The organism is Pseudomonas sp. F2, assembly GCF_057174385.1.
This window is the reverse complement of sequence record NZ_CM169904.1, coordinates 1,603,363-1,625,586: the sequence shown is the minus strand read 5'-3', so window position 1 is coordinate 1,625,586 and position 22,224 is coordinate 1,603,363. Positions and strand designations below refer to the sequence as shown.

The window sequence follows — 22,224 nt, the reverse complement described above, 5'->3', positions numbered from 1 at the left end:
GGGCTGTCCCACCGTCCCACCTTTTTCATGCCTCCCGCCCGTGTGTGCGTAGCGGGTACAGGTACGCGCGTTTACGCGCACGCGTGCTTTTTAAATTTCTCTCTATACACGAGAAAAGAGAAAGAAAAGTAGGACGGTGGGGCAAAGCCCCAATCTGCGGGGCTTTCAGACGTCCCACCTTGTTTTGGAGAAGTGGGACGCATGGGACGCCAGAAAAGCAAAAGACAGCCGGGAAAGATATTCACCGACATTCGCCAGCCGTTCACCGGACGTAAGCCACACATTCACCGGATGGCATTAAAACGGGCTTGCTGCCACCAGAATCGACCTGTAAAAAGGAGCCATCTTCGATGGGTGCGACCGCAAGGCGCGGCAGGCCACCCACCACCTGACCCGGCCATTGAGCCGGGTCTTTTTGTTTAAGGGGCAGGGCCATGACGAACGAGCAACAGGCACTGGCAGAGATGCCGATCTGGTTGGTGATTGTCCTGTCACTGGTTGGCGGTGTGTCCGGCGAGATGTGGCGCGCTGACAAGGATGGGGCACGAGGTTGGGCGTTACTGCGCCGCCTTGCACTTCGATCCGGTGCCTGCATCGTTTGCGGGGTGTCGGCGATGATGTTGTTGTTCGGCGCGGGCCTGTCGATCTGGACGGCGGGCGCCCTGGGTTGCCTGACCGCGATGGCCGGCGCCGATGTCGCCATCGGCTTGTACGAGCGCTGGGTGGCCAAGCGGCTGGACCTGAGCGAGGCCGAGCCGAAGGCATGAGCCGGGCAGGCCGGGTAGGGGGCAGATTTCACGGGTCCTCCCTGAGGGCCGCCCCCTACACGGGTTATCGAACTCGCGGAATCTCTCTAGCTGAAACCTGCGCAGGGATGTCCGTCTTTCCAAACGGCAGGGGCAGCTCAGCGCTGATAACGATCACGTATGTGTTGGTTGTAGTAGGCGCCCTTGGATACAGCGGATATCAACCCGTTGTGTATGGCTAAGGGTACATCGAAGAAATCGTAGGAGTGTCCCTGATGAAAGCTGATCCTCATCTGTTTCGTGCCAGCATCGTAGCCAATAGCGATTATCGCCCTTGAATACACGGCAATCATTTCCATGACTTCTCTCCTGCTGACGGAACGCCATCGGATACTAGCCGAGTTGCAAGGATCTGCGGTCCGCCAAACGGCGCCGGGGACCCTGGGGATTTCCAAAGGACACGGGGTCGGAAACCCGCGGGATCGCGTTAGCGGAAGGCCCGCCAGCTTACTGAAATTTCAATCCACTGAAATCTTGAAAGGATTCATTGAAAAGCCGCTGAAAAGGAGGGCTTATGAGTACAGCTACGTACCTGTCAAAGAGCGCCTTCGCTGCGCACATCGGCCGATCACCGAGCTACATCACCTGGCTGAAAGAGAATGGCCGGTTGGTGCTGTCGCCCAATGGCAAGCAGGTCGACGTGCTGGCCACCGAAGCGTTGATCCGCGAGACAGCCGACCCAAGCAAGGCTGCCGTCGCTGCTCGCCACCAACGGGAACGGCTTCAGCGTGATGTGTACAGTCACGTCGCAGCCCAATCCGAGCCGACTAAAATGGCTGCGCCGCCGCCCGCTGATCCTGCGCAAGGGCAGACTCCAGACTTTCAGAAAGCGCGAGCGCATCGAGAGCATTACCTGGCGCGGATGGCGGAGATGGAGTTTCGCAAAGCACAGGGAGAACTGGTGGAAATCAGTTTTGTGCAGAAGGCGGCGTATGAAACGGCGCGATCGCTCAATCATTCACTGATGAGCCTGTCGCCTCAATTGGCGCCTCAGCTCGCTGCTCTATCTGATCCATGGGAGGTAGAGAGGCAGCTAACGGCTGCGCTGCGCCAGCGGCTTAACGAAGCCGCTCAAGTGTCCAGTGACGACTTTGGATTTGCATTGAGTGAATGCTAAAAGTATCTGTGGACCTGTCCCGTGACAACGACGCCAAGAAGCTGGCTATTTGGCGGTCTGCTTTCAGCCTCAAGCAGCTTCGCGTGATCCGTCTTGAGGGCTCTGCTGATCGCCAGAGACAACAGATTATAATCTGTCTCCTTATCTTCAGTTTCTGAAAGTGGTCATTTCAACCTCTGTCGGGGCTTCCGTAATGAAATAACTTGCAACTCTTGAACGATTGAGAAAACACATGTGGCTCTCTAAATTTTTACTCACAACGCCGGGCCCCTCTGACAGCGAATAGCTGCCATGTCGGAGTTGCAGTTCGTACAACTTCGACACTAGAGGAGTGGGCTCATGACTGCCCTGGAACCGTTCTTTTTTGCCGAGTTTCTCGGCACCGCCACTTGGTTGTGGCTCGTTTTTGTCAGCATCGTTTTGGGCCTTTTGATCTTCGATCTTGGGGTGCTGCACCGTGAGCATCGAGAGATCGGCGTCCGTGAAAGCCTGCTGCTGTCTGTGGGCTATATTGCCGCCGGCTTGCTGTTCGGCCACTGGGTCTGGCAGGTCAAGGGCGGTGATGCCGGGATGGATTTCTACACCGGCTTTCTGATCGAGAAATCGTTGTCGATGGACAACGTCTTCCTGATGGCGATGATCTTCAGCTTTCTCTCAATTCCGCGCAAGTACCAGCACGAGGTACTGTTCTGGGGCATTCTCGGTGTAATAGTGCTGCGCGCTATCATGATTGGCCTGGGTGCAGCGCTGATTGCCGAGTTCAGTTGGATACTCTACGTGTTCGGCATCTTCTTGCTTTTGACCGGGGTAAAGATGCTGTTCAGCAAGATCGATGCCAACCCGGACCTTAGCGAGAACCTGCTGGTGAAGTTCCTGCGCAAACACATGCGGGTGACCGACCGCTTGCATGAAGGACACTTCTTCGTTCGCCAGACCGATGCCAAGGGCAAGTCCGTGGTCTGGGCGACGCCGTTGTTCCTGGCCTTGGTGCTGATCGAGTGTGCCGACCTGGTATTCGCAGTGGACAGCGTTCCGGCGATCTTTGCCATCACCCAGGACCCGTTCATTGTCTACACCTCTAACATTTTCGCCATCCTCGGCCTACGTGCGCTGTATTTCGCTCTGGCGGCAATGATCCACCGCTTCGCCTATCTCAAGTACGCCCTGGCGCTGGTACTGGTGTTTATCGGTGGCAAGATCTTCATGGTCGGCATCATCGGCAAGATTCCTGCAGTCCTGTCTTTGAGCGTGACGGTGACTTTGCTGCTTGGCGGTGTGCTGCTTTCGCTGTGGAAAACCCGCGGCAAGAACTCCGCTGGCCCGCAGGTTTGAACCCAGGCAGAAGTTGGCCGCTAAACGAAATTCGCCAACCCGGCGTAAGCGCTGGGTTTGGCGATTTCTGCCTGTTGGGAGGGTTGTAATTGCCCCATGGCTACGCCTTGGCTCAAGCAACCTGACTGATTTAGTTATCGAGCGGCCTATCTTGAGTGACCATAGGTGGGTTGAGGAGTTCTACGCGGTAGAACACAGATATTAGGGCAACTGCCATCAAAAGAGCAGTGCAACAAACGAGGGCTTTCGATACCTTATCACTGAATCGTCCCTGATTTCCTAAATGCATCCGACTGCCTGCTTTTAGCCGGTTAGCGCCCCTTCCTCTGGTCAGTCATCCTTGTCCTTCGACACGTGGAGGACTAATCATGAACACCTTCGCTACCTACAGCCGCCAGCCTTGGAACAAAGGAAAACTGGTCGGGCAGAAAGCTCCACTCAGCCTGAGAGATATCTGGGCCATCCGGCTAAGGCTTCAAATTGCAGAACGTACCCGTGATCTTGCGCTCTTCGATCTGGCCATCGACAGCAAGTTTCGGGCCTGCGACTCAACCAAGCTTCGTGTGCGCGACGTCGCGCACGGCGAGCACGTATCACCACGCCCCATAGTGATGCAGCAAAAAACGATGCGGCCAGTGCAGTTCGAGATCACCAAACAAACACGGTTTGCTATCGCGGCCTGGATACACCAGGCGCAACTCCGGAGCGAGGACTGCCTTTTTCCGAGTCAGCTGCATACCTCAGACCATCTATCATCACGTCAATACGCACGTATCGTCAAAGGCTGGGTGGAAGCCGTTGGCCTTGATCCAACCATGTATGGCACTCACACAATGAGGCGTACGAAGGCATCGCTGATCTATCGCAGGACGAAGAATCTACGAGCGGTTCAACTGCTCCTTGGCCATACGAAGCTGGAGAGCACCGTTCGATATCTGGGAATTGAAGTCGACGATGCCCTGGAGATGGCGGAACAGACCGAGGTTTGAATATTCATAGCGACGGTCGAGCCCTGACCGTCATTATCCGGCCAGAAGCGGATGGCTCCTGGCCGTTTTCGCTGATTGGACCCGGGATCACAAAGGCTATTCACTCACCAACTGAATGATTGTCTTGCCCTTGCCACGGCCTTCGGCGACCTGGCGAAATGCCTCGTTGACGTCTGGCAGCGCAAAGTGATGCTCATCCACGCGAATCGTCAGTTGACCGGCGTTGGCCAATGCGGCGGCTTCGCGCAGAATGGCGCCGTGGTGTTCGCGGCCTTTGCCGGTGAGCAGCGGCGTCAGGGTGAAGACGCCCGAATACGTTGCGCTTTTGAACGACAACGGCGCTAGGCTGTGCTGGCCCCAACCCAGGCAGCTCAGCACATACCCGGTATAAGCTTTCACGGCATGGAATGAAGCATCCAGTGTGCTGCCGCCGACGGTGTCGTAGACGATGTCGAACCCTTCACCAGCCGTGTAGTGCTCGATATAGTCCTCGACGCTCTGGGCCTGATAGTCGATCGCCGTAGCCCCGAGCGAACGAATGAAGTCGAGACTACCCGCCGACCCGGTGGCGTAGACGTCGGCACCGCGAGCCTTGGCCAGTTGCACGGCCATTTGGCCGACGCCACCGGCGCCGCCATGGATCAGCACGCGCTGACCGGCGCGAACATTGGCGTGGTCGACCAGACCTTCCCATGCAGTGATGAATACCAAAGGCAATGCAGCCGCCTCACGCATGCCCAGAGTGTGTGGTTTGGCAGCGATCAGCCGGGCATCCACGGCAATGTACTCGGCTATGGTGCCTTGGGCGCCGCCGATCCCGCCGGGCATGCCGAAGATTTCCTGGCCTACGGTGAAACCCTCGACGGCTCCGCCCAGTTCGACAACCGTACCTGCGAGGTCCAGGCCGAGCACTGCTGGCAGGGGCTGGCGCGCATGAGCCCCTGCGCCGGCAGCGATTTTGGTGTCTAGCGGGTTGACCCCGGCGGCGTGAACCTTGACCAGTACCTGGCCTTGGCCGGGGACCGGGCGAACGAATTGGCGGACAGCCAGAGGAGCCTGAGCGGATTCCGCGACAGCGGCGAGCATGGTGTGATTCATGACGGATACCTCTGATTGAGTTGACACCTGCAGATTGCCGCGCTTTCATCATTCCGATAAGAAGCCAAATCGGCATATGACTTATTCCAGGAAGAGGCCGAAACGACGATGGACCTGTTCGACAGCATGCGCACGTTCGTTCGCGTCGTGGAACGCGGATCTTTTTCCGCGGTGGCTCGCGAATTGAATATGGGCCAGCCAGCAGTCAGCAAGCAGGTGCGCGCGCTGGAGGAATACCTGGGTGGACCATTGTTCGCTCGCAGCACCCGGTATCTGGCCCTGACCGATCAGGGGCAACGTTTTTACAGCCATTGCCAGGAAATTCTCGGGCACCTCGAAACTGCCACTCGCAACTTCACCAGCGGTCAGGAGCAGATCGCCGGCCCTCTGCGCGTCGCCGCACCGGTAAGCTACGGGAGGCTATGCATCGCGCCGTTGATAGGGACTTTCCTGCAGTGCCATCCCGATGTCCGGATCGATCTACGGCTGAGTGACCACAATGAAGACCTGCTCAAGGAAAACATCGACTTGGCGATTCGCATTGGCGTGGTTAAAAGCGAGGGATTGGTGGCAGTGCCGCTGGGCACAAGTCCGCGGCGGGTCTACGCCGCGCCCTGCTATCTGGCTCGACGCGGCGTGCCAGATGTGCCCGAGGAGCTGACAAGACACAATTGCATCGGTTTCACCTTGCTCGAGCATTACGATAGTTGGCACTTCATGCACATCGCGCAGGAGTTCAATGTAGCGATCAAGGGCAACGTCACCAGTAACAGCAGCGAGGCCATCCGTGAGATGGTTCTCTCAGGCTTGGGTATTTCCCTATCACCAGAGTGGTTGTTCACATCTGACGTCGAGCAGGGCAAGGTGCGTACCGTGCTCGACAATTATCAGGCCAGTGCTCTGCCTGTCAGCGCCGTGCTCAGTCGTGAGCGACGACGTTCAGCGCGGACGATGGCGTTCATTGATTTTCTCCGCGAGCATTTACTGTAGAAAACGTCTTGTCATGCACCGTCCGCTTTTGGCCGGCAGCGGTCGTTTGTGAGCGTTCGCTAAGGGCTTATTGCCACCTGTTACGGTGCCCTGCGATCGGCCAAAGGGAAAACGTAGATTACAGATTGACATTTTAGGAGGAGGAATCAGAATAATTGTACAGTATTTTATTTTTGTACAAATATTTCGGTGTCTTTGATGTCTACCTCCGAACTGCTCGTTTCATGGAGTAAAAAATGGGGTCTTAACAAAGGAATGGTTATTTGCAAGGCCTGCGGCGCTGGGCAAGCAGAAGTAGATGGCGCTACCAATTTTGCACATATGCCTAAATGCCCTAGCGCAGATAATGAACTTAAGCCTTGGAATGATCTGCTTGCCGCTATAGGTAGCGGCTCCGAAGATAGCCGCCCTATCCGTAGGTCAGAGATCTGACAGCCTTCTACGGCCTAAAGCAGTTCTTAAACTTATTACTAATGGCAAGGCTACGGGGCACCAATGGCAGCTCATGGCCGGTAGCGGTCGCCTGCCGACGTCCGCTTTTGGCTGTGGATTCAACCGGTCGACGCAACAGATTGGCTAAATCGTTCTGCCGGTGTTTCGTAGTCTAGCGTTTTCCGAGGGCGGCTATTTAGCTGCCTTGCCACTTCATTGAGCGTGGCTTGCGAGTGCTCCGCAAGGTCGGTTCCTTTCGGGAAGTACTGCCTTAACAACCCGTTGGTGTTCTCATTTGATCCTCGTTGCCAAGGACGATGAGGATCGCAGAAGTAGACTTTGATGTCGGTAGCCACCGTAAAGCGTTTATGGTCAGCCATCTCTTTACCGCGATCCCAGGTCAGCGATTTGTAGAGTTCTTGGGGCAAGTTACGGGCGTTTTCAATTAGGGCGCTGATGACCGTCTCGCTATCCTTACCGTCCAATTTCACTAGCATTACGTAGCGGGTATGTCGCTCAACAAGAGTGGCAATTTGGCTGTTCCTGCTACCGCACAGCAGGTCGCCTTCCCAGTGACCTGGCACCGCCCGATCCTTAGCCGCGGCCGGGCGTTCACGGATCGATACAGCATCAGTGATTCGTCCGTGATTTTCTTTTTTCTGCGTGTGATGACGCGAGCGACGCATGGCCCGCGTGCGCCGTAAATGCTCAAGCAACTCCTTCTTCAGAGCCCCGCGAGCCTGTATGAAGAGCGTGCGATAGATCGTCTCGTGTGACACCTGATAGCTCGTATCGTCCGGGTACGTGCGCTTCAACCAACCGGCAATCTGTTCCGGTGACCACTGCAATTGAAGCTTGTCTGCAACAATTTGCGCCACCGTTCGGTTCTCAACAAGTTTGCAGACCTTGGGTCGATGGGCGCGATCCCAGGCAGCCTGATCAGCTTGATTAGCCCGGTAGCATCCTTGGCCACCGTTGCGTCTGATCTCACGGCTGATCGTAGAGGCTGCTCGCCCTAGCAACGCAGCCATGGAACGGATCGAGTTACCTGCCACCACGGCACGCGAAATCTCTTCACGCTCAGCCAACGTCAGCGCCAATCTGGATCTGCGGCGTACAGCGGGTCTGATACCGCCTGTTTCCGCCAAGATGCGCTGTATCGATGAATGGTTTCGATCAAATAGTTGGGCGATGTGCTGGAGAGAGTCGCCTTTCTGCCAGTGATCCCACATCAGTTTTTTCTGGCTTTCGGTGTAATAGATCCGAGGTCTCTGCTTCATCTGCAACACTCCTTCTGCTTACACAGAATTTAGTCGTGTTGGGTCGACCGATTGAATCCAAAGCCGAAAGCCGCCGTTCGTGCGTGGCAGCTATCGACTAATAGCTTCCACACGAATGAGCGTTATTGGGTGTCATATGCGAAAAAAAAACCGCCAAGGGGAGGCGGGTGTGAAGGGGTCATGAGGGTTAAACTTGAGTGTAGACGGTGACGAGCTTCCCGCTAGAGAGAGTGAAATGGATCACTAAATGATTGGGAGCTGAACCCTAAAGATGATGCCCTGCTCAGGAGTTGAAACCACTCCGATTTTTCCTCCGTGGGCTGTCCCGATCTCCGACGCAACGAACAGCCCCAAGCCGGCAGTCGATCCTTTTTCGGTTGCTGCATAGCTTGAGTAACGGGCTTGGGGATCGAAAAGATTGGGTATTACACCCGCAGGTATAGGTTCGCCGCGATTCTGGACGCTGAAGACTGAGCAATCGTCATCTTGAGACAAGGTCACATGTATAGGCTGCAGCGAGTCACCATGTCTGACCGCATTACTGATCAAATTAGTGAATACTTGTTCGATGCGCGATGGGTCATACCGCCCCGGTACTCGTTCACTCACATTCGAAACTATCTTCGCCTGAGGGAACGCGGTGCGTAATTCTTCTATAACAGATGCGCACACAATCGATAGATCAGTATCTTCTGGATTCACTGGTATGCCCGCGCCAAGATTGGAGCGAGCCAGTCCACCAAATAGCCGACCATGTGATTGGCTCTGCTTACACTCGCGTTGATTTGCTCTGCCAGCCTCCGATCCCTGTCAGTCATATTGGCGTTTTTACGCAGCATGTCACTAGCCATCAATAAAGCCCCAAGCGGTGATCGCAGGTCATGACCGAGTACGCCCAAAACAGTTTTGCGCGTGCTCTCCACGGCTTCACCGTATCTCGCAATCGACTCCACGAGCGCTTGGTCTATTGTTTCATTGAAGCGGATGATGTCTTGCACATCGTGCTCGTCATCCACGCGCTGTTGGGCCAGCCACAACCTGAGCACACTCGAGCGCAGCGCGCGATATTCCGACACCATCTGATCCATGGAAAACCCCGCGACAAACCTCGTCATTGCATGGGTCTGGGCCGGTGAATCGCCTTCCGTATTGGGGCCATGGCCCAGTGATTTGGCGATCTGCTACCGCTCGCTCTGGGGGCTTTGCATATCCTCGGCGACGGTTCTCAGGATGTGCTCCGAATGATCGCGCAAACCCTTGGAATCCATAGGCGGCAGAGCGGTTTCCACGGAGCGGGCAAAGCGCTCCCAGGCAGAGAGAATCTGTTCGATATGCCTCAGGATGAACTCGTGCCGTCTCATCATTGTCCTTGAATCAGGCGAAGGCGTCTGGCGTCGGGCGAAGCCGGGTCTAAGGCTAGATCCTGACGAAGGGTTCGAAAAGACAGCGCTCTGACTGATGCCAGTCAGTTAAGTGTGAACGCTGTACGTGTGGCGAGGGAGCCTGCTCCCGCTGGCCGCGAAGCGGCCTCTCTTTGTCTCAAGAGCAGGGACTGCTGCGCAGTCCAGCGTGAGCAAGCTCCCTCGCCACAGGTTATCTTTTAGCCTTTCTGCTTCTTGGCTGGTCGGCATTAAGCGCTCCGGTGCTTGATAAATGGTCGACATCTTCGACCGGAACGCTCTGGCAGGTGCTTCGGCGGGTATTGTGCAGCAAGGCTGACCAGCGAGGTGCAAGTGCTATGGAAACCGCCGATACCGCACTCATGGCCGCGCGCATGCAGTTTGCGATCACTATCAGTTTCCACATTGTGCTGGCGGCGTTCACCATTGGTCTGGCGAATTTCCTGATGGTACTCGAAGGCTTGTGGCTCAGGAGCGGGCGCGAGGTCTATCTGGATATTTTCCGCTACTGGCTCAAGGTCTTTGCCTTGACCGTGGCGATCGGCACGGCCTCCGGACTGATTCTGGAGTACCAGTTCGGGCTGAACTGGTCGCGGCTTTCGGCGCAGGCCGGGGACATTATCGGGCCGTTGATGTTTTACGAAATTCTTGCGGCGTTTTTTCTCGAGGCCGGTTTTCTCGGCATCATGCTGTTCGGCATGAAGAAAGTTGGCCCGCGTCTGCACTTCTTCGCCACCTGCGCGGTGGCGGTCGGCTCGCTGATCAGCGCGTTCTGGATCCTGTCGGCCAATTCGTGGATGCAAACGCCTGCCGGCTACGCCCTCGACGCGAACGGGCGCTTTCACGCAGCGGACTGGTGGGCGATCATTTTTAACCCTTCGTTTCCCTATCGCCTGGCGCACATGATGCTGGCGGCCCTTCTCGGCACCGCGACATTCGTCGCTGGCGTCAGCTCCTGGCAGTTGCTCAAGGCTGCGCATAACCCGCGGGCCCGGGTGCAATTGTCCATGGCGTTGTGGGTGATCGCGCTGTTGACGCCGGTGCAGATCGTGGTCGGTGATCTGCACGGCCGCCATAGCTTGCAGCTGCAGCCGCAAAAGGTCGCCGCCATCGAAGGCTCGTGGACGCGCCCGGTGCAAGGCGCTGGCGAGCCGCTGCGGATTTTCGCCTGGCCGGACATGGACGAGCACCGCAATCACTGGGAGCTGGCGATCCCGCGTATCGGGTCGTTGTACCTGCGCCACGACCTGAGCAGCACCATCGCCGCGCTCGACGAATTTGCGCCGCAGGACATTCCGCCGGTGCCGCCGGTGTTCTTCGCCTTTAGACTGATGGTGGGGCTGGGATGTCTGATGCTCGCGCAAGGGGTGGTCAGTCTGGTGCTGCGCTGGCGCCAGCGATTGTATGTTTCGCGGCGCTGGTTATGGGCGAGCGCGTTCCTGACCCCGGCGGGGTTTCTGGCGATGCTCAGTGGCTGGGTGGTGACCGAAGTCGGCCGGCAGCCGTTTACCGTTTACGGGCTGCTGCGCACCGAGGACAGCCTGTCCTCGGTATCGCGGGCGCAGGTGCTCGGCTCAACCTGGCTGATCCTCGGTTTCTATCTGGTGATTTTCACGGTGGGGCTGTGGGTGTTGCTGCGGCTGTTGCGCGAGCCACCGCGCCATGGCGAACCCGGTCCGCAGCCAACCCTGCCCGACGAAATCAGGCGCTCCTGAGGAACAGTCTCATGGACACTGACGCGATCACGCTGCTGTGCGCCGGCGCCCTGGCGTTCTCAGTGATCAATTACGTGCTGCTCGACGGCACTGACCTCGGGGTCGGCGTGCTGTTGGGATTGACTCGCCGCAGCGATCACCGACGCGCCATGGCCGTGAGCATCCTGCCGATCTGGGACGCCAACGAAACCTGGCTGGTGCTCGGGGGAGGCGGGTTGCTGGCATTGTTTCCGCAGGCCTACGCGATTCTGCTGCCGGCGCTGTATCTGCCATTCATTCTGATGTTTCTGGCGTTGATCTTGCGCGCGATGGTTTTGGAGTTTCGTGATCACGCCGCGAGCGCACGGATGAAACGTCTGGTGGATGCCGGCCTGCTCTGCGCTTCGCTGCTGACCGGCATGGCGCAGGGGGTGGTGCTCGGCACGCTGGTGCAGGGCGTTCCGCACGCTGGCGGGCAATACAGCGGCACTGATTGGGAATGGCTCGGTCCGTTCCCGTTGTTTTGCGGTCTGCTGTTGGTGTGCGGTTATACGTGGCTGGGTGCCTGCTGGCTGTATTGGCGCACCGTCGATGAACTGCAGCAGCGCTCGGCACGTCAGGCGCGGGTGCTGGCGTGGGTCACGGTCGGGCTGCTGATTGTGCTGTTGCTGTGGACATCGACGCTGTATGCGCAATATGCCGAGCGCCTGATCTCGCCCTTGATCGGATTGCCGGCAGCCTTCGCCGCTGCCGCGTTGCTGACAGGTTTTTTCCTAGGGTTTCGCAGCCGCTTTGACTGCCTGCCATTGTTTGCCGCGCTTGGCGTTTTTGTTCTGGCGTTCGGCTTGATGCTGGTCGCGCTGTTCCCGTTGATCATTCCGCCCGACCTGACTTTGCAAGCGGCGACCTCGAGTCGCAACAGTCAGATATTCGTACTGGTGGGGTTCGCGCTGCTGGTGCCGGTCACCCTGATTTACAACACCTATGGCTTCCGGGTGTTCAGTGGCAAAGTCCGGGTGCCGCCGTCCCACTGATCCAGAAATATGCAAAACAGAGTGAACTCGCGCTGGCTGAGTCCTTCGGAACTTGAAGAGGCTGTTCTTCAATTCTTCCATCGCCAGAGGATTCCACCATGCGAGCTATGACCTACCAAGGCGCCCACGACGTCAGAGTCGAGACCGTGCCGGATCCGATCCTTGAAGCACCCGATGACATCATCCTGCGAGTAACCGCCACGGCCATCTGCGGCTCGGACCTGCACCTGTATCGGGGCAAGGTCCCGACGGTCGAGCACGGCGACATCTTCGGCCATGAGTTCATGGGCATTGTCGAGGAAACCGGTTCGGCCGTGACCGCGGTGCAACGCGGCGATCGAGTGGTGATCCCGTTTGTGATTGCCTGCGGCGACTGTTTCTTCTGTCAGCATGCGCTGTACGCAGCGTGTGAAACCACCAATGCCGGGCCGGGCGCGGCGATGAATAAAAAGCGTATTCCACCGCCGGCGGCGCTGTTCGGTTTCAGCCGGATGTACGGCGGGGTTCCGGGCGGTCAGGCCGAGCTGGTGCGAGTGCCGAAGGCCAACACTGGGCCGTTCAAGGTGCCGGGAACGCTGGCAGACGAGAAGGTCTTGTTCCTGTCCGACATTCTGCCAACGGCGTGGCAAGCGGTGATCAATTCCGGCGTCGGCGAAGGTTCGAGTCTGGCGATCTACGGCGCCGGACCGGTCGGCCTGCTCAGCGCGGCGTGTGCGCGCATGCTTGGCGTCGAGCGCATCTTCATGGTCGATCACCATGCCTACCGACTGGCCTATGCGCAGCGCACCTACGGTGTGATCCCAATCAACTTCGATGAGGACGACGACCCGGCGGATACCATCATCAGCCAGACGCCCGGCAACCGTGGGGTGGATGGCGTGATCGATGCGGTGGGCTTCGAGGCCAAGGGCAGCACTACCGAAACCGTGCTGGCCACGCTCAAGCTCGAAGGCAGCAGCGGCAAGGCGTTGCGTCAGTGCATCGCAGCGGTGCGCCGTGGTGGCACGGTCAGTGTGCCGGGGGTGTATACCGGGTTTATCCACGGCTTCCTGTTTGGTGATGCTTTCGACAAGGGGCTGATTTTCAAGATGGGCCAGACCCATGTGCAGCGCTATCTGCCCGAACTGCTGGGGTATATCGAAACCGGGCGCCTGCAACCGGACGCGATCATCAGCCATCGGCTGTCACTCGAGCAGGCGGCCGAGGGCTACAAGATCTTTGATAAAAAACAGGAAGACTGCCGCAAGGTCATCCTGACCCCGGGCCGCAGCGATGTGCCGCTGGCCCAGGCGGATGGCACGGCGCCGCTGGTGCCGGCCGTGTAAGCAAGCAGACCTGTGGCGAGATCCCCTCGCCACAGGATCATCGAGCGGGAGAAGATCATGAAAACCATCTGTGTCTGTCTGGGGCTTTGTTCAGTGCTGCTGTTGCAGGGCTGTTTCGAAGGTTCCAATGATGCGCCGAACAAGGACGGCGACAAAAGCAAGGCGTCGCTGCAAATCCAGAAAGACAAGGCGGCCGAGTCGGACAAGTGATCACGCTTGCGGATAAGCGAGCGAAACTCAAATACGCTCGCCACGGTCAACCGGACAGTTCTGTCTTTGGAAGTCTGTCATGTCCATTGCTGAAGCGACTGTTGATTATCTGCGCGAACATTCACTGCTCCTGACCACCGCCGAGTCCTGTACGGCGGGGATGATTGTGACGTTATTGTCCGAGGTGCCAGGCAGTGGTGAATTCATTGAGTGTGGGTACGTGGTGTACTCGCCGCAGGCCAAACAGCGCCTGTTGCGCGTCAACCCGCAGACCATCGAGCGCTTCAACCTGACCAGCGTCGAGGTCGCCCGCGAGATGGTGGTGGGAGCGTTGCATGACAGCACGACGAATGTGGCGGTGGCGACCACCGGCATTCTCGGCCCGGAGGACGTCGACGGTATCCCTGCCGGAACGGTGTGCTTCGCCTGGGCCTTTCAATGCGCAGCCGGGCAGTTTGTCTACTCTCGGCAAATGCGTTTTTCCGGCAGTCGCTGTGAGGTGCAAAACCAGGCCACGGAGTACGCGCTGCAGGGTATACAGCAATTTCACCGTGCGGCACTGCAGGAGGCGAGGAGTCCGGTTGATGACTGACGATGGCGACCACCCTGATCTGCGCAGCCGGGACGTGCCGTTTCGCGAAGACATGCCCTATCAACTCAAGGTCTGGCGCTTCGAGCGCTGCGGCTGGTATGCCTTGGTGTTGCTGATAGTGCTGGCCATGGCGGGACTGTTTTCCAGAGGCCTGATCAGCAGCCGCGACGTACGCTCCGAGGATGGCCACGTCCGGGTGCAGTATGAAATGTTCCACCGTAACGGTTCGACCAACTCAATGCGCATCAGCCTCACAGCGGCGCCGGAAGCGACGGTGGAGCTTGAGCTGGCCGGTGATCTGCTGCAGGGCTTCAACATCGACACTCTGCAACCGGAACCGCTGCGCAGTCGCAGTGCGGCCGATGGCGTGCGCTTCTGGCTGCAGGCCGACAAGCAAGGCCAGGTGAGTCTTTACCTGAGCTTGCGCGGCGACGGCCTGGGCTTGTATCGCAGCCACATCAGTACGCCAGGCTCCGCCGGCGTCACGCTTTCTCAATTCATTTTTCCGTAGGTGACCCATGGACTCGGTACTGCGTGCGGCGGTGATGTACGGGGCTTTGATGGTGCTGTTCAAGATCGCCGGCCGGCGTTCGCTGGCGGACCTGACCACCTTCGATTTCGTCCTGCTGATGATCATCGGCGAGGCCACGCAGCAGGCTTTGCTGGGCGATGATTTCTCCCTGACCAACGCGATGCTGGTGATCGTGACGCTGATCGCCATCGACGTCGGTTTCTCTCTACTCAAACAGCGGTCGGGCTGGGTGTCGCGGCTGATCGACGGCGAACCGACGATCATCGTCGAGAATGGCAAACTGCTGCACCGGCGTTTGCGGCATGCGCGGATGATCGAGGCGGATGTCATGGAAGCCGCGCGTTCCAGTCAGGGTATCGAACGAATTGAGCAGATCAAGTTTGCGATCATTGAGCGCAATGGGAAGATTTCGGTGATTCCCAACGAGACTTGACTAATCACCTGGCAGGCTTAATTGCGGGTGACTTGTTTATAGCCTTCATAAGTCGGAAGGCACTTTTATCCGAGTGCAATTTAAACGTCTCGGTTTCGACTTGTCTTTGCGTGCTTATCAATTGTCTCTGCTATACGCCAGCACACGATCAGTGAAGTGCTGTGCCTTGTCGTGAGGCAGCGCATTAATCCTTTCCAGCTTCAGCAATAGTTCTACAAAATGGTCGGGCGCGTCAGATTTTTTTGCAGCGAGTCGGGTGCTGACTTCGATGATTGTCGCAACCAGTTCGTCCGGGTTGGCAATCGCCTCGGGCTCAATGGAATCGAGCATATTCAGATTGATTTGGCCCACGGGCGGCGCCATGAGAATGAGGCGCTGGAGAAGATCGTTGAAGCGCGGATCGAAAGAAAGCGGCATGTCTGCACCCTGATTTTTTCGAAATATTAAACTTCGGAATCAAGGCAAAGGGCCATAGTTATTGGCTTTTTCTTGTACAGTAGATTTGCTTTTGTACAACTCGAGGTGAATATTATCGATAGAAATAATTTTGGAACGTTAAGAGCAGTGCCCACTTGTTCATTGATTCAGCAAGTTAGAAATAAATAGAACTTTTCCAGTTTTCCACTCGTCGCCCTTGATCAAAAAAATGAAATTTTAGTTCGCGGTATCGATTCAGAACTGTGTGACGCAATTTATAACGAATCTCATCTCACACAACCTGAGGTAATTGTCATGTTCTTACATAACAAGCGACTTCAATACACCGTGCGTGTTGCCGAACCCAATCCGGGACTGGCGAACTTGCTACTCGAACAATTCGGCGGCGCCCAGGGCGAACTGGCGGCAGCCTCGCGCTACTTCACTCAAGCGCTGGCCGAGGATGATCCGGGTCGCAAGGATCTGTTGATGGACATCGCCACCGAGGAGCTGAGTCACCTCGAAATCGTCGGCTCCATCATCGTCATGCTCAACAAGGGCGCCAAAGGCCGAGTTGCCGAAGGCGTGGAAGAAGAGGGCGAGTTGTACCGGGCCATCAACGGGGCCGGCAACGATTCGCACATCACCAGTCTGCTGTACGGTGCCGGCGCGCCGCTGACCAACTCGGCCGGTGTGCCATGGACGGCTGCGTATGTCGATACGATCGGTGAACCCACAGCGGATTTCCGCTCGAACATCGCCGCCGAAGCCCGGGCAAAAATCGTCTACGAACGGCTGATGAACGTCACTGACGATCCCGGCGTCAAGGAAGCGCTGGGCTTCCTGATGACCCGCGAAATTGCGCACCAGTTGTCCTTCGAAAAAGCCCTTCATGCGATCCAGCCAAACTTCCCGCAGGGCAAACAACCCGGCATGCCGGAGTTCACCAACGTGTACTTCAACATGTCCCAAGGAGAGGGCAGCACGCGCGGTCCTTGGAACCAGGGCGATGACTGGGAGTTCGTGGAAAGTCCAGAGCCTGCGGTGGATGGCGGCGACGGCAGCGCCAGCGTTCAGCTCAGTGCCGAGGAAGAGGCGCTGCTGCTGGATATGAAAGCGCGAACCATGTCCGACCCGGACAGCAACCCGATCACTGGCGCCGATCTGGGCGCGGGTGTTCAGGGGCAACCCGACGCGTGATGACCGGGACCGCATGCCGCAACGGCGTGCGGTTTTTCAATCGATAAGATCCGAGGTACCGCACATGAATCAGAACTCCGGGGTTTCCAGCAGCGACCTGGCGCAGTCGCTGTCCAGTCGGTTTACCGCAAGCGTCACGTCGTTTGATCGAACCGCGCAGCAGATCACCGAAACGTTGCGCCAATCCGTGCTCGACTCCAGCGGCAAACGCTCTAACGGACGCTAGGAGGCGACATGTCACTCAGCTCATCGTCGACGCCAACGCCGCAGCGCAACGGGTGGAGCATGGCGTCCAGCGGCGGTTGGCCGGGCGTGTTGTTCTGGGCAACGCTGCTGCTGGTCAGCGGCCTGCTGTTGTTTAGCGGTTACTCCGCGCTGGTCGGCGCAGACAAGGGAAACCTGCGCCTGGCCACCTTGGGTGGCCTGTCAGGATTCGGTGCGACCGCGTTGGGTGCGGTAGTGGCGATTATCCTGCGCGATATCAGCTCACGCACTCAGGACATCATGCTCGGCTTCGCCGCCGGCATGATGCTGGCCGCCAGTTCCTTCTCGCTGATCCTGCCGGGTATCGAGGCCGCGCAAGCGCTGTGTGGCAATCCGTTGCTGGCAGCCTGCGTGGTCGTATGCGGCCTGGCCCTGGGCGTTGGCTTGATGGTCGGTCTTGATCGCTTCGTGCCTCACGAACATCAGCAGATCGGCAGACGCGGGCCCGATGCACAACGCATCAATCGCGTCTGGCTGTTTGTCCTGGCGATCACCCTGCACAACTTGCCGGAGGGCATGGCCATCGGCGTCAGTTTTGCCAATGGCGACATGAAAGTCGGCCTGCCACTGACCACCGCGATTGCCATACAGGACATCCCCGAAGGTCTCGCGGTTGCGCTTGCCTTACGCGTCACCGGGATCTCGGCCTGGCGCGCTGCACTGATCGCGATCGGCTCCGGCTTGATGGAGCCGCTGGGGGCGGTGGTCGGGCTGGGCGTGTCGAGTGGCTTTGCCTTGGGCTATCCGATTGCGCTGGGGCTTGCGGCGGGGGCGATGATTTTTGTGGTGTCGCACGAAGTCATCCCCGAGACCCACCGCAATGGTCACGAGACGCCGGCGACGCTCGGTTTGATGCTGGGCTTCGGCGTGATGATGTTCCTCGATACCGCTTTGGGCTGAACCAATAACACTTCATCCATGAATCGAAAAATGCTTTGAACACCTGCCCGGCAGGGTGAGTCACCTGTAATGAAAGCCACATTGGCGGACACGCTGAACGTCTCGCCCAGAACATTATCCACCCATCAGAAGGAAGTTAGAAATGGCTAGAAAAACTGTTGAAGACCTGTTCATCCATGAGCTGTCCGACGTTTACAGCGCTGAGAAGCAAATCACCAAAGCCTTGCCGCGCCTGGCGCGCGCCGCGACCAATCCGCTGCTTGCCGAAGCCTTCACTTCGCACCTTGAGGAAACCCAGGGCCAGATCGAACGCATCGACCAACTGGTGGAACTGGCCGGGCTGAAACTCAAACGCATGAAGTGTGTAGCCATGGAAGGACTGGTCGAAGAGTCCAAGGAGCTGCTCGACGAAATCGAAAAAGGCGCGGTGCTGGACGCGGCGCTTATCGGTGCGGCGCAGAAAGTCGAGCACTACGAAATCGCCAGCTACGGCACGCTGATCGCGATGGCCAAACACCTGAAACTCGAGGATGCCGTCACCTTGCTGCAAGCCACGCTAGCAGAAGAAAAGGGCGCCGATGAAAAGCTGACGAAGATTGCCGAACAGGGCGGTAATCAGGCAGCGACCCTCGAAAAAAAATGAGGGGTTGAAGCGCTCCATATAAAACGCCACGGCGATTAAGCATGCCGTGGCGTTTCAGAGCAACATGGAGGAAAACATCATGCAAACCGAATATCTGTGGATCGCCGCTGCGGTCCTGCTCCTGCTGTTGGACCTTTGGGCACTCAACAGCGTGATGCGCAGCGACAAGCCGTCCGCGACCAAGGCCGGTTGGGCCGCGCTGATCTTCCTCGTGCCGTTGCTGGGCGTGGTCATCTGGGGCGTGTCGGGGCCGCGCGGCATTACCAAAGGGCCTTCGTCGCCGGAGCACAGCAAGGGCTGATCAGGCCCAGACGATCTGCAAAGGTTGAACAGACTTGATGCCTGTAGGAAGCGAAAAGTCCTGAATGATCAGGGCTTTTGCTTACCTTCGCTGACAGAGCCGTTGGGCCTGCGCATTCCCCGCCCGCCGCACACCGACAAGCTGGCATTGCCGAATACAGTTCGTCGATTGCGGTTTCGGTGATGAAACTTGCCGCGTATCGGCTGTATAAAAGAATCATGCATGAACAGGTTTTTGCGGGAAACTCCGGCAAGAATCCATCTTCCCACCGGCTCCAGGACAGCCCCCGTTATAGAGCACAGCCATCATTACGTCAGACGACTTCAGATTCCGCGCCCACGTCCTTCTGGTCGAACTCGATGCTGCGACCACGCAATTAATGATGTTGGTCGTTGCGGGTGAGATTTCCGGTACGCAGTGGGATGAAGCGCTCTCGCGTCAAAGTCCTGTTTATCTTATAAGGAATGGATTAGCGCTGTAGCGGGCATTTCAATTGATCCCATGCCTGCGCTGGATGGTCGTGCACCGGGGGATCCGCGCGGATCCTGAACCAGCAGAAAAGCGGCGCGGCGGGAAAAGGCGCCGGCGCTGGAATCTTCGTCCAGAACGCCGACAGCGAGCATGGTCACTCGACGATGCAGATCCAGCGATGGTTGTAGCGGTACGGCGCCCGCGTGAAGTGAACATCTGAAACCAGTGTCATTCCACGCTCCTGCAGCGCTTCGGTCAGTTGTACGAGTGTCTCTGCCTGGATAGTCATTGCTGTTACCTCGTCAGATTACTGCGTTCATCTTTCTTGACCGGGTGATCAGGCTGCTAATTTAATTTTTCTACTAGGTTGTTGATGTTGAGAAGGTCTCAGGCCGACAGCTCGGAAAGACGAGCGTTCCTATCAGGACCTTTTGAATAAAGCCGCTCGGATCAGCCATTCGTCCAATGACCGGCACTTGTCGCGATCTGACTCCTCACACGTTTAAGCACGGATTCCCGTGCACCGATCGGAGAGGCATCATGGAAATCGACGAGAATGCACCAGGCAATCAATCGCAACAGGCAGTGACCCGCTCGACTGACAATGAAACAGGTCATGATCCTCGGCCTGAAGATTCGGCGGTACCGCTACCGCCGGATGACGAAGCACCCGTTGATGAAGATATGACGGACGTAGCCGCGACAAACTCTGTATCTGCAGAACACCCGGAAGCCGGGAGTGGCGCAAGTGCCCCGGTGTCTGTGACGACTGGCACAACAGATGTCCAGGACGGCGACGTGAAGGAGCCTCGCGGCATACCCGCCAGCGACCCTGAATCTGGGGCCTGAACGAGTGGATTCCTTTTTGCCCGCCCAGCGCGGGCTTTTTCACTGACGCCGGTTAAGTCTCCCTCTCGCCTCGTCCCAAGCTTTTTTGCCTTCCAGCGTTTTGGCATCCGCGGCATCTCTGGCGTCTTTGTAGCGTTCCATTGCCTCGGGGGAGTCGGCCGCATGGGTTAGCAGTTCGTAAGCGATGACATTGAGTCGATCAGCCTCTTTAAACAGTTCATTACTGCGCCCGGTCGCTGCGTACCAATCGGATATGGTTATGGATCTGGATCTGGATCTGGATTTCATGTGTCCTCCCATTCGTTTGAGCTGCGCTCTATCGACATGTAGAGCGCTTCCTGCGTTGCACTATTTCTCCATTTGCGTCGCTCCGATGTCCTCCCAGGTGACGACAGTAGTGGCCCGCCACCTTACGTCGGTGATTCCAAATCGTTCTGCCATGGGTTTTGTGAACCGCTTGAGAGGAGGGCGTCCGGGTTTGGGTATCGGAGCAATACCCGCGTCGCAGCTCGCCCACTGCCAAGCCTCTGCGTTGTTCATCAGTTTGGTGCGGATGACAAAAGACTTCGGTCTTCCATGGAGCTTGTACTCAATCACAAAAATATCTACCGAACTCACGAGTTACCGCTCCTTTTTGGCTCATGAGATAGTGATTTTTGCTGTTAGAGAAAATTCAAAGAATCGTGTGACAATTCCTAAATTGATGATTTTGCTCACATTCAATGTAATTTTATCTATACGTGAACTATTCGTTTGTAGAGGTTTTAATTTCCATTATGCAAACGGAGTCGAGCGCATGGAGTTATTGCCGCGCCTGCTCGACAAGTTCGACAGGCTGGAATTACTGATCGCAGGACTGATCGGCGCCGTCGTTGCGAGCTGGTGGGGGATCAGATGGTCGATTGAGCGACTAGCAAGGGCGCCTGGCGGCAGATCAGGGGGCTAATGCCTCTGCCTTGCCATTGCTGCTCAAGCGCAGCGGGTTTGCCGCAGGCAGCAGCACGCCCATCCTGCAGTTCGTGACCTGCGCTACACCGGGCTACTTGGAGGCCCATGGCACCCCTCGGCACCCCAACGATCTGGAAAGCGGCCACCAGATGGTGCGTTACTTCTTCGCCGGCACCAACCGCCGCTTGGCCGCGGAGTTCGTCAGGGATGGGGAAAGGCTGAACGTCGACGCCGATTACTTTGTTGCCGTCAACGACTCCAATGCATTGCTGGCTGCGGCATTGGCAGGCCTGGGAGTGCTGCAGACCCTGCGTTTCATGGCACAGCCACATTTCCAGTCCGGCGCATTAGTGCCTCTGCTCGAAGAATGGTCACTGGGGCCCAACCCCATTTACATCGTCTATTCCCCAAACCGTCACCTCAGCGCGCGCGTGCGGGTCTTCGTCGATTGGCTAATCGAATTGTTCGAGTCGAAGGGATTGGGATAAATACCGAATACCGACGTAACACATTCAACGTGGGCGTCAGTTTCTGGCCGAAATCTGTCCATTGAAGACGTCCACATTTTTAGATATGTCGAGGTCGAACCAGTAATGTCAGAAGGGAAGGGGTGCGGAAATGGTCGAATAGATGCGGAAACGATTCATAGAGAGCGGAGCTGATTTCCTGAGTCCCAGAAACGACAAAGCCCTGAATAAACAGAGCTTTTTCGGTAAAAAATATGGCGGAGGCGATGGGATTCCAACTCATGGACCTGTTACAGTCGACGGTTTTCAAGTCCATGTCTAAAACAAGTAATTTCAATGGGTTATGGCCCTAAGTATTCCGCTTTGCTTGTGTGCAAACGTCACTCGGTACGGCCGCTAACGGCAAAAAGCAGACGGTCGTTAACCGTTGCCTCTAACGGTCGGCAGAGTTCGACCAATATCTACCTATGAACAGCGCATACGTTCACATTAATAATGGA

At 57.2% G+C, this 22,224-nt stretch carries 27 protein-coding genes and 1 pseudogene; 19 read left to right on the top strand and 9 right to left on the bottom strand.

The window, feature by feature from the left end; genetic code table 11:
- Nucleotides 1–434 precede the first annotated feature (434 nt).
- Entirely contained in the window at nucleotides 435–767 is a 333-nt protein-coding gene (locus tag AC193Q_RS07100) for a phage holin family protein (RefSeq protein ID WP_098963871.1), read from the top strand.
- A 137-nt stretch (nucleotides 768–904) separates the two neighbouring features.
- Here AC193Q_RS07100 and AC193Q_RS07095 read toward each other — a convergent pair whose 3' ends face one another.
- Nucleotides 905–1,105, bottom strand: coding sequence for a KTSC domain-containing protein (locus tag AC193Q_RS07095; RefSeq protein WP_483879350.1), 201 nt, complete (start codon nucleotides 1,103–1,105; stop codon nucleotides 905–907).
- Between the two features lie 215 nt (nucleotides 1,106–1,320).
- Here AC193Q_RS07095 and AC193Q_RS07090 point away from each other — a divergent pair, with 215 nt between their 5' ends.
- The 3 genes from AC193Q_RS07090 to AC193Q_RS07080 all read left to right on the top strand — a co-directional run bounded on the left by AC193Q_RS07090 (nucleotide 1,321) and on the right by AC193Q_RS07080 (nucleotide 4,244).
- Nucleotides 1,321–1,923 carry a terminase small subunit gene (locus AC193Q_RS07090; protein WP_483879349.1) on the top strand — a complete coding sequence of 201 codons (603 nt, stop codon included), beginning with the start codon at nucleotides 1,321–1,323 and terminating at the stop codon, nucleotides 1,921–1,923.
- A gap of 339 nt (nucleotides 1,924–2,262) precedes the next feature.
- Nucleotides 2,263–3,255 (top strand): TerC family protein, encoded by a 993-nt coding sequence (locus AC193Q_RS07085; protein ID WP_483879348.1) that lies wholly within the window; start codon nucleotides 2,263–2,265, stop codon nucleotides 3,253–3,255.
- 368 nt (nucleotides 3,256–3,623) lie between these two features.
- Complete coding sequence (locus AC193Q_RS07080) at nucleotides 3,624–4,244, top strand: tyrosine-type recombinase/integrase (protein ID WP_483879347.1); 621 nt, start codon at nucleotides 3,624–3,626, stop codon at nucleotides 4,242–4,244.
- Nucleotides 4,245–4,340: 96 nt separating this feature from the next.
- Here the strand turns inward: AC193Q_RS07080 and AC193Q_RS07075 are convergent, their stop codons facing one another.
- The gene (locus AC193Q_RS07075; RefSeq protein WP_121185689.1) at nucleotides 4,341–5,342 is read right to left on the bottom strand and encodes a zinc-dependent alcohol dehydrogenase family protein; all 1,002 of its coding nucleotides are present in this window, start codon (nucleotides 5,340–5,342) and stop codon (nucleotides 4,341–4,343) included.
- Nucleotides 5,343–5,450: 108 nt separating this feature from the next.
- On the opposite strand from AC193Q_RS07075, the gene AC193Q_RS07070 reads away from it, so the two are divergent.
- A complete protein-coding gene (locus tag AC193Q_RS07070) occupies nucleotides 5,451–6,332 on the top strand; it encodes a LysR family transcriptional regulator (protein WP_483879346.1) in 882 nt (293 codons plus the stop codon).
- A 551-nt stretch (nucleotides 6,333–6,883) separates the two neighbouring features.
- On the opposite strand, the gene AC193Q_RS07065 is transcribed toward AC193Q_RS07070, so the two are convergent.
- The 3 genes from AC193Q_RS07065 to AC193Q_RS07055 all read right to left on the bottom strand — a co-directional run bounded on the left by AC193Q_RS07065 (nucleotide 6,884) and on the right by AC193Q_RS07055 (nucleotide 9,159).
- Nucleotides 6,884–8,044, bottom strand: coding sequence for an IS30 family transposase (locus tag AC193Q_RS07065; RefSeq protein ID WP_096795984.1), 1,161 nt, complete (start codon nucleotides 8,042–8,044; stop codon nucleotides 6,884–6,886).
- Between the two features lie 243 nt (nucleotides 8,045–8,287).
- Entirely contained in the window at nucleotides 8,288–8,653 is a 366-nt protein-coding gene (locus tag AC193Q_RS07060) for a sensor histidine kinase (protein ID WP_483879627.1), read from the bottom strand.
- An 89-nt stretch (nucleotides 8,654–8,742) separates the two neighbouring features.
- Nucleotides 8,743–9,159, bottom strand: a complete 417-nt coding sequence (locus AC193Q_RS07055; protein ID WP_483879345.1) for a histidine kinase dimerization/phospho-acceptor domain-containing protein — start codon at nucleotides 9,157–9,159, stop codon at nucleotides 8,743–8,745.
- A 623-nt stretch (nucleotides 9,160–9,782) separates the two neighbouring features.
- Between AC193Q_RS07055 and AC193Q_RS07050 the strand changes: the two genes are divergently transcribed.
- From AC193Q_RS07050 to AC193Q_RS07020, 7 genes are all read left to right on the top strand, one after another.
- A complete protein-coding gene (locus tag AC193Q_RS07050) occupies nucleotides 9,783–11,159 on the top strand; it encodes a cytochrome ubiquinol oxidase subunit I (RefSeq protein WP_483879344.1) in 1,377 nt (458 codons plus the stop codon).
- Nucleotides 11,160–11,170: 11 nt separating this feature from the next.
- A complete protein-coding gene (cydB, locus tag AC193Q_RS07045; RefSeq protein WP_483879343.1) occupies nucleotides 11,171–12,172 on the top strand; it encodes a cytochrome d ubiquinol oxidase subunit II in 1,002 nt (333 codons plus the stop codon).
- Between the two features lie 98 nt (nucleotides 12,173–12,270).
- Complete coding sequence (locus AC193Q_RS07040) at nucleotides 12,271–13,497, top strand: zinc-dependent alcohol dehydrogenase (RefSeq protein WP_121185679.1); 1,227 nt, start codon at nucleotides 12,271–12,273, stop codon at nucleotides 13,495–13,497.
- A gap of 57 nt (nucleotides 13,498–13,554) precedes the next feature.
- Nucleotides 13,555–13,707, top strand: coding sequence for a hypothetical protein (locus AC193Q_RS07035; protein ID WP_183082847.1), 153 nt, complete (start codon nucleotides 13,555–13,557; stop codon nucleotides 13,705–13,707).
- 79 nt (nucleotides 13,708–13,786) lie between these two features.
- The gene (locus tag AC193Q_RS07030; RefSeq protein WP_266200187.1) at nucleotides 13,787–14,299 is read left to right on the top strand and encodes a CinA family protein; all 513 of its coding nucleotides are present in this window, start codon (nucleotides 13,787–13,789) and stop codon (nucleotides 14,297–14,299) included.
- Complete coding sequence (locus AC193Q_RS07025; RefSeq protein WP_483879342.1) at nucleotides 14,292–14,810, top strand: hypothetical protein; 519 nt, start codon at nucleotides 14,292–14,294, stop codon at nucleotides 14,808–14,810. Before AC193Q_RS07030 ends, AC193Q_RS07025 begins: the two co-directional genes overlap by 8 nt.
- Before the next feature lie 7 nt (nucleotides 14,811–14,817).
- Nucleotides 14,818–15,264 carry a DUF421 domain-containing protein gene (locus tag AC193Q_RS07020; protein ID WP_085654114.1) on the top strand — a complete coding sequence of 149 codons (447 nt, stop codon included), beginning with the start codon at nucleotides 14,818–14,820 and terminating at the stop codon, nucleotides 15,262–15,264.
- Between the two features lie 117 nt (nucleotides 15,265–15,381).
- Here AC193Q_RS07020 and AC193Q_RS07015 read toward each other — a convergent pair whose 3' ends face one another.
- Nucleotides 15,382–15,681 carry a hypothetical protein gene (locus tag AC193Q_RS07015; RefSeq protein ID WP_266200190.1) on the bottom strand — a complete coding sequence of 100 codons (300 nt, stop codon included), beginning with the start codon at nucleotides 15,679–15,681 and terminating at the stop codon, nucleotides 15,382–15,384.
- 315 nt (nucleotides 15,682–15,996) lie between these two features.
- On the opposite strand from AC193Q_RS07015, the gene AC193Q_RS07010 reads away from it, so the two are divergent.
- The 5 genes from AC193Q_RS07010 (at nucleotide 15,997) to AC193Q_RS06990 (ending at nucleotide 18,989) form a co-directional block, all read left to right on the top strand.
- Entirely contained in the window at nucleotides 15,997–16,881 is an 885-nt protein-coding gene (locus tag AC193Q_RS07010) for a manganese catalase family protein (protein ID WP_440781074.1), read from the top strand.
- Nucleotides 16,882–16,945: 64 nt separating this feature from the next.
- The gene (locus AC193Q_RS07005) at nucleotides 16,946–17,107 is read left to right on the top strand and encodes a hypothetical protein (protein WP_483879341.1); all 162 of its coding nucleotides are present in this window, start codon (nucleotides 16,946–16,948) and stop codon (nucleotides 17,105–17,107) included.
- 8 nt (nucleotides 17,108–17,115) lie between these two features.
- Entirely contained in the window at nucleotides 17,116–18,045 is a 930-nt protein-coding gene (locus AC193Q_RS07000) for a ZIP family metal transporter (RefSeq protein WP_416383536.1), read from the top strand.
- 142 nt (nucleotides 18,046–18,187) lie between these two features.
- Nucleotides 18,188–18,688: a YciE/YciF ferroxidase family protein gene (locus tag AC193Q_RS06995; RefSeq protein WP_085654118.1), complete on the top strand. Its 501-nt coding sequence runs from the start codon at nucleotides 18,188–18,190 to the stop codon at nucleotides 18,686–18,688.
- Between the two features lie 79 nt (nucleotides 18,689–18,767).
- Complete coding sequence (locus AC193Q_RS06990; RefSeq protein ID WP_085654119.1) at nucleotides 18,768–18,989, top strand: PLDc N-terminal domain-containing protein; 222 nt, start codon at nucleotides 18,768–18,770, stop codon at nucleotides 18,987–18,989.
- A 625-nt stretch (nucleotides 18,990–19,614) separates the two neighbouring features.
- Here the strand turns inward: AC193Q_RS06990 and AC193Q_RS06985 are convergent.
- On the bottom strand, nucleotides 19,615–19,749 hold the full coding sequence (locus AC193Q_RS06985) for a hypothetical protein (RefSeq protein ID WP_264373523.1): 135 nt from the start codon (nucleotides 19,747–19,749) through the stop codon (nucleotides 19,615–19,617).
- 251 nt (nucleotides 19,750–20,000) lie between these two features.
- Here AC193Q_RS06985 and AC193Q_RS06980 point away from each other — a divergent pair.
- Nucleotides 20,001–20,192: pseudogene (locus AC193Q_RS06980) on the top strand (hypothetical protein); the annotation flags it as partial.
- Between the two features lie 156 nt (nucleotides 20,193–20,348).
- Here the strand turns inward: AC193Q_RS06980 and AC193Q_RS06975 are convergent.
- Nucleotides 20,349–20,597: a hypothetical protein gene (locus AC193Q_RS06975; protein WP_483879340.1), complete on the bottom strand. Its 249-nt coding sequence runs from the start codon at nucleotides 20,595–20,597 to the stop codon at nucleotides 20,349–20,351.
- A gap of 60 nt (nucleotides 20,598–20,657) precedes the next feature.
- Nucleotides 20,658–20,927, bottom strand: coding sequence for a DUF6555 family protein (locus tag AC193Q_RS06970; RefSeq protein ID WP_483879339.1), 270 nt, complete (start codon nucleotides 20,925–20,927; stop codon nucleotides 20,658–20,660).
- A 338-nt stretch (nucleotides 20,928–21,265) separates the two neighbouring features.
- Here AC193Q_RS06970 and AC193Q_RS06965 point away from each other — a divergent pair, with 338 nt between their 5' ends.
- A complete protein-coding gene (locus tag AC193Q_RS06965) occupies nucleotides 21,266–21,745 on the top strand; it encodes a LysR substrate-binding domain-containing protein (RefSeq protein WP_483879338.1) in 480 nt (159 codons plus the stop codon).
- Nucleotides 21,746–22,224: the final 479 nt, after the last annotated feature.

Excerpts from the sequence above, each read along its gene's own strand:
- AC193Q_RS07100 (WP_098963871.1), top strand. The coding sequence starts at position 435 with ATGACGAACGAGCAACAGGCACTGGCAGAGATGCCGATCTGGTTGGTG.
- AC193Q_RS07095 (WP_483879350.1), bottom strand. The coding sequence starts at position 1,105 with ATGGAAATGATTGCCGTGTATTCAAGGGCGATAATCGCTATTGGCTAC.
- AC193Q_RS07090 (WP_483879349.1), top strand. The coding sequence starts at position 1,321 with ATGAGTACAGCTACGTACCTGTCAAAGAGCGCCTTCGCTGCGCACATC.
- AC193Q_RS07085 (WP_483879348.1), top strand. The coding sequence starts at position 2,263 with ATGACTGCCCTGGAACCGTTCTTTTTTGCCGAGTTTCTCGGCACCGCC.
- AC193Q_RS07080 (WP_483879347.1), top strand. The coding sequence starts at position 3,624 with ATGAACACCTTCGCTACCTACAGCCGCCAGCCTTGGAACAAAGGAAAA.
- AC193Q_RS07075 (WP_121185689.1), bottom strand. The coding sequence starts at position 5,342 with ATGAATCACACCATGCTCGCCGCTGTCGCGGAATCCGCTCAGGCTCCT.
- AC193Q_RS07070 (WP_483879346.1), top strand. The coding sequence starts at position 5,451 with ATGGACCTGTTCGACAGCATGCGCACGTTCGTTCGCGTCGTGGAACGC.
- AC193Q_RS07065 (WP_096795984.1), bottom strand. The coding sequence starts at position 8,044 with ATGAAGCAGAGACCTCGGATCTATTACACCGAAAGCCAGAAAAAACTG.
- AC193Q_RS07055 (WP_483879345.1), bottom strand. The coding sequence starts at position 9,159 with ATGACGAGGTTTGTCGCGGGGTTTTCCATGGATCAGATGGTGTCGGAA.
- AC193Q_RS07050 (WP_483879344.1), top strand. The coding sequence starts at position 9,783 with ATGGAAACCGCCGATACCGCACTCATGGCCGCGCGCATGCAGTTTGCG.
- cydB (WP_483879343.1), top strand. The coding sequence starts at position 11,171 with ATGGACACTGACGCGATCACGCTGCTGTGCGCCGGCGCCCTGGCGTTC.
- AC193Q_RS07040 (WP_121185679.1), top strand. The coding sequence starts at position 12,271 with ATGCGAGCTATGACCTACCAAGGCGCCCACGACGTCAGAGTCGAGACC.
- AC193Q_RS07035 (WP_183082847.1), top strand. The coding sequence starts at position 13,555 with ATGAAAACCATCTGTGTCTGTCTGGGGCTTTGTTCAGTGCTGCTGTTG.
- AC193Q_RS07030 (WP_266200187.1), top strand. The coding sequence starts at position 13,787 with ATGTCCATTGCTGAAGCGACTGTTGATTATCTGCGCGAACATTCACTG.
- AC193Q_RS07025 (WP_483879342.1), top strand. The coding sequence starts at position 14,292 with ATGACTGACGATGGCGACCACCCTGATCTGCGCAGCCGGGACGTGCCG.
- AC193Q_RS07020 (WP_085654114.1), top strand. The coding sequence starts at position 14,818 with ATGGACTCGGTACTGCGTGCGGCGGTGATGTACGGGGCTTTGATGGTG.
- AC193Q_RS07015 (WP_266200190.1), bottom strand. The coding sequence starts at position 15,681 with ATGCCGCTTTCTTTCGATCCGCGCTTCAACGATCTTCTCCAGCGCCTC.
- AC193Q_RS07010 (WP_440781074.1), top strand. The coding sequence starts at position 15,997 with ATGTTCTTACATAACAAGCGACTTCAATACACCGTGCGTGTTGCCGAA.
- AC193Q_RS07005 (WP_483879341.1), top strand. The coding sequence starts at position 16,946 with ATGAATCAGAACTCCGGGGTTTCCAGCAGCGACCTGGCGCAGTCGCTG.
- AC193Q_RS07000 (WP_416383536.1), top strand. The coding sequence starts at position 17,116 with ATGTCACTCAGCTCATCGTCGACGCCAACGCCGCAGCGCAACGGGTGG.
- AC193Q_RS06995 (WP_085654118.1), top strand. The coding sequence starts at position 18,188 with ATGGCTAGAAAAACTGTTGAAGACCTGTTCATCCATGAGCTGTCCGAC.
- AC193Q_RS06990 (WP_085654119.1), top strand. The coding sequence starts at position 18,768 with ATGCAAACCGAATATCTGTGGATCGCCGCTGCGGTCCTGCTCCTGCTG.
- AC193Q_RS06985 (WP_264373523.1), bottom strand. The coding sequence starts at position 19,749 with ATGACTATCCAGGCAGAGACACTCGTACAACTGACCGAAGCGCTGCAG.
- AC193Q_RS06975 (WP_483879340.1), bottom strand. The coding sequence starts at position 20,597 with ATGAAATCCAGATCCAGATCCAGATCCATAACCATATCCGATTGGTAC.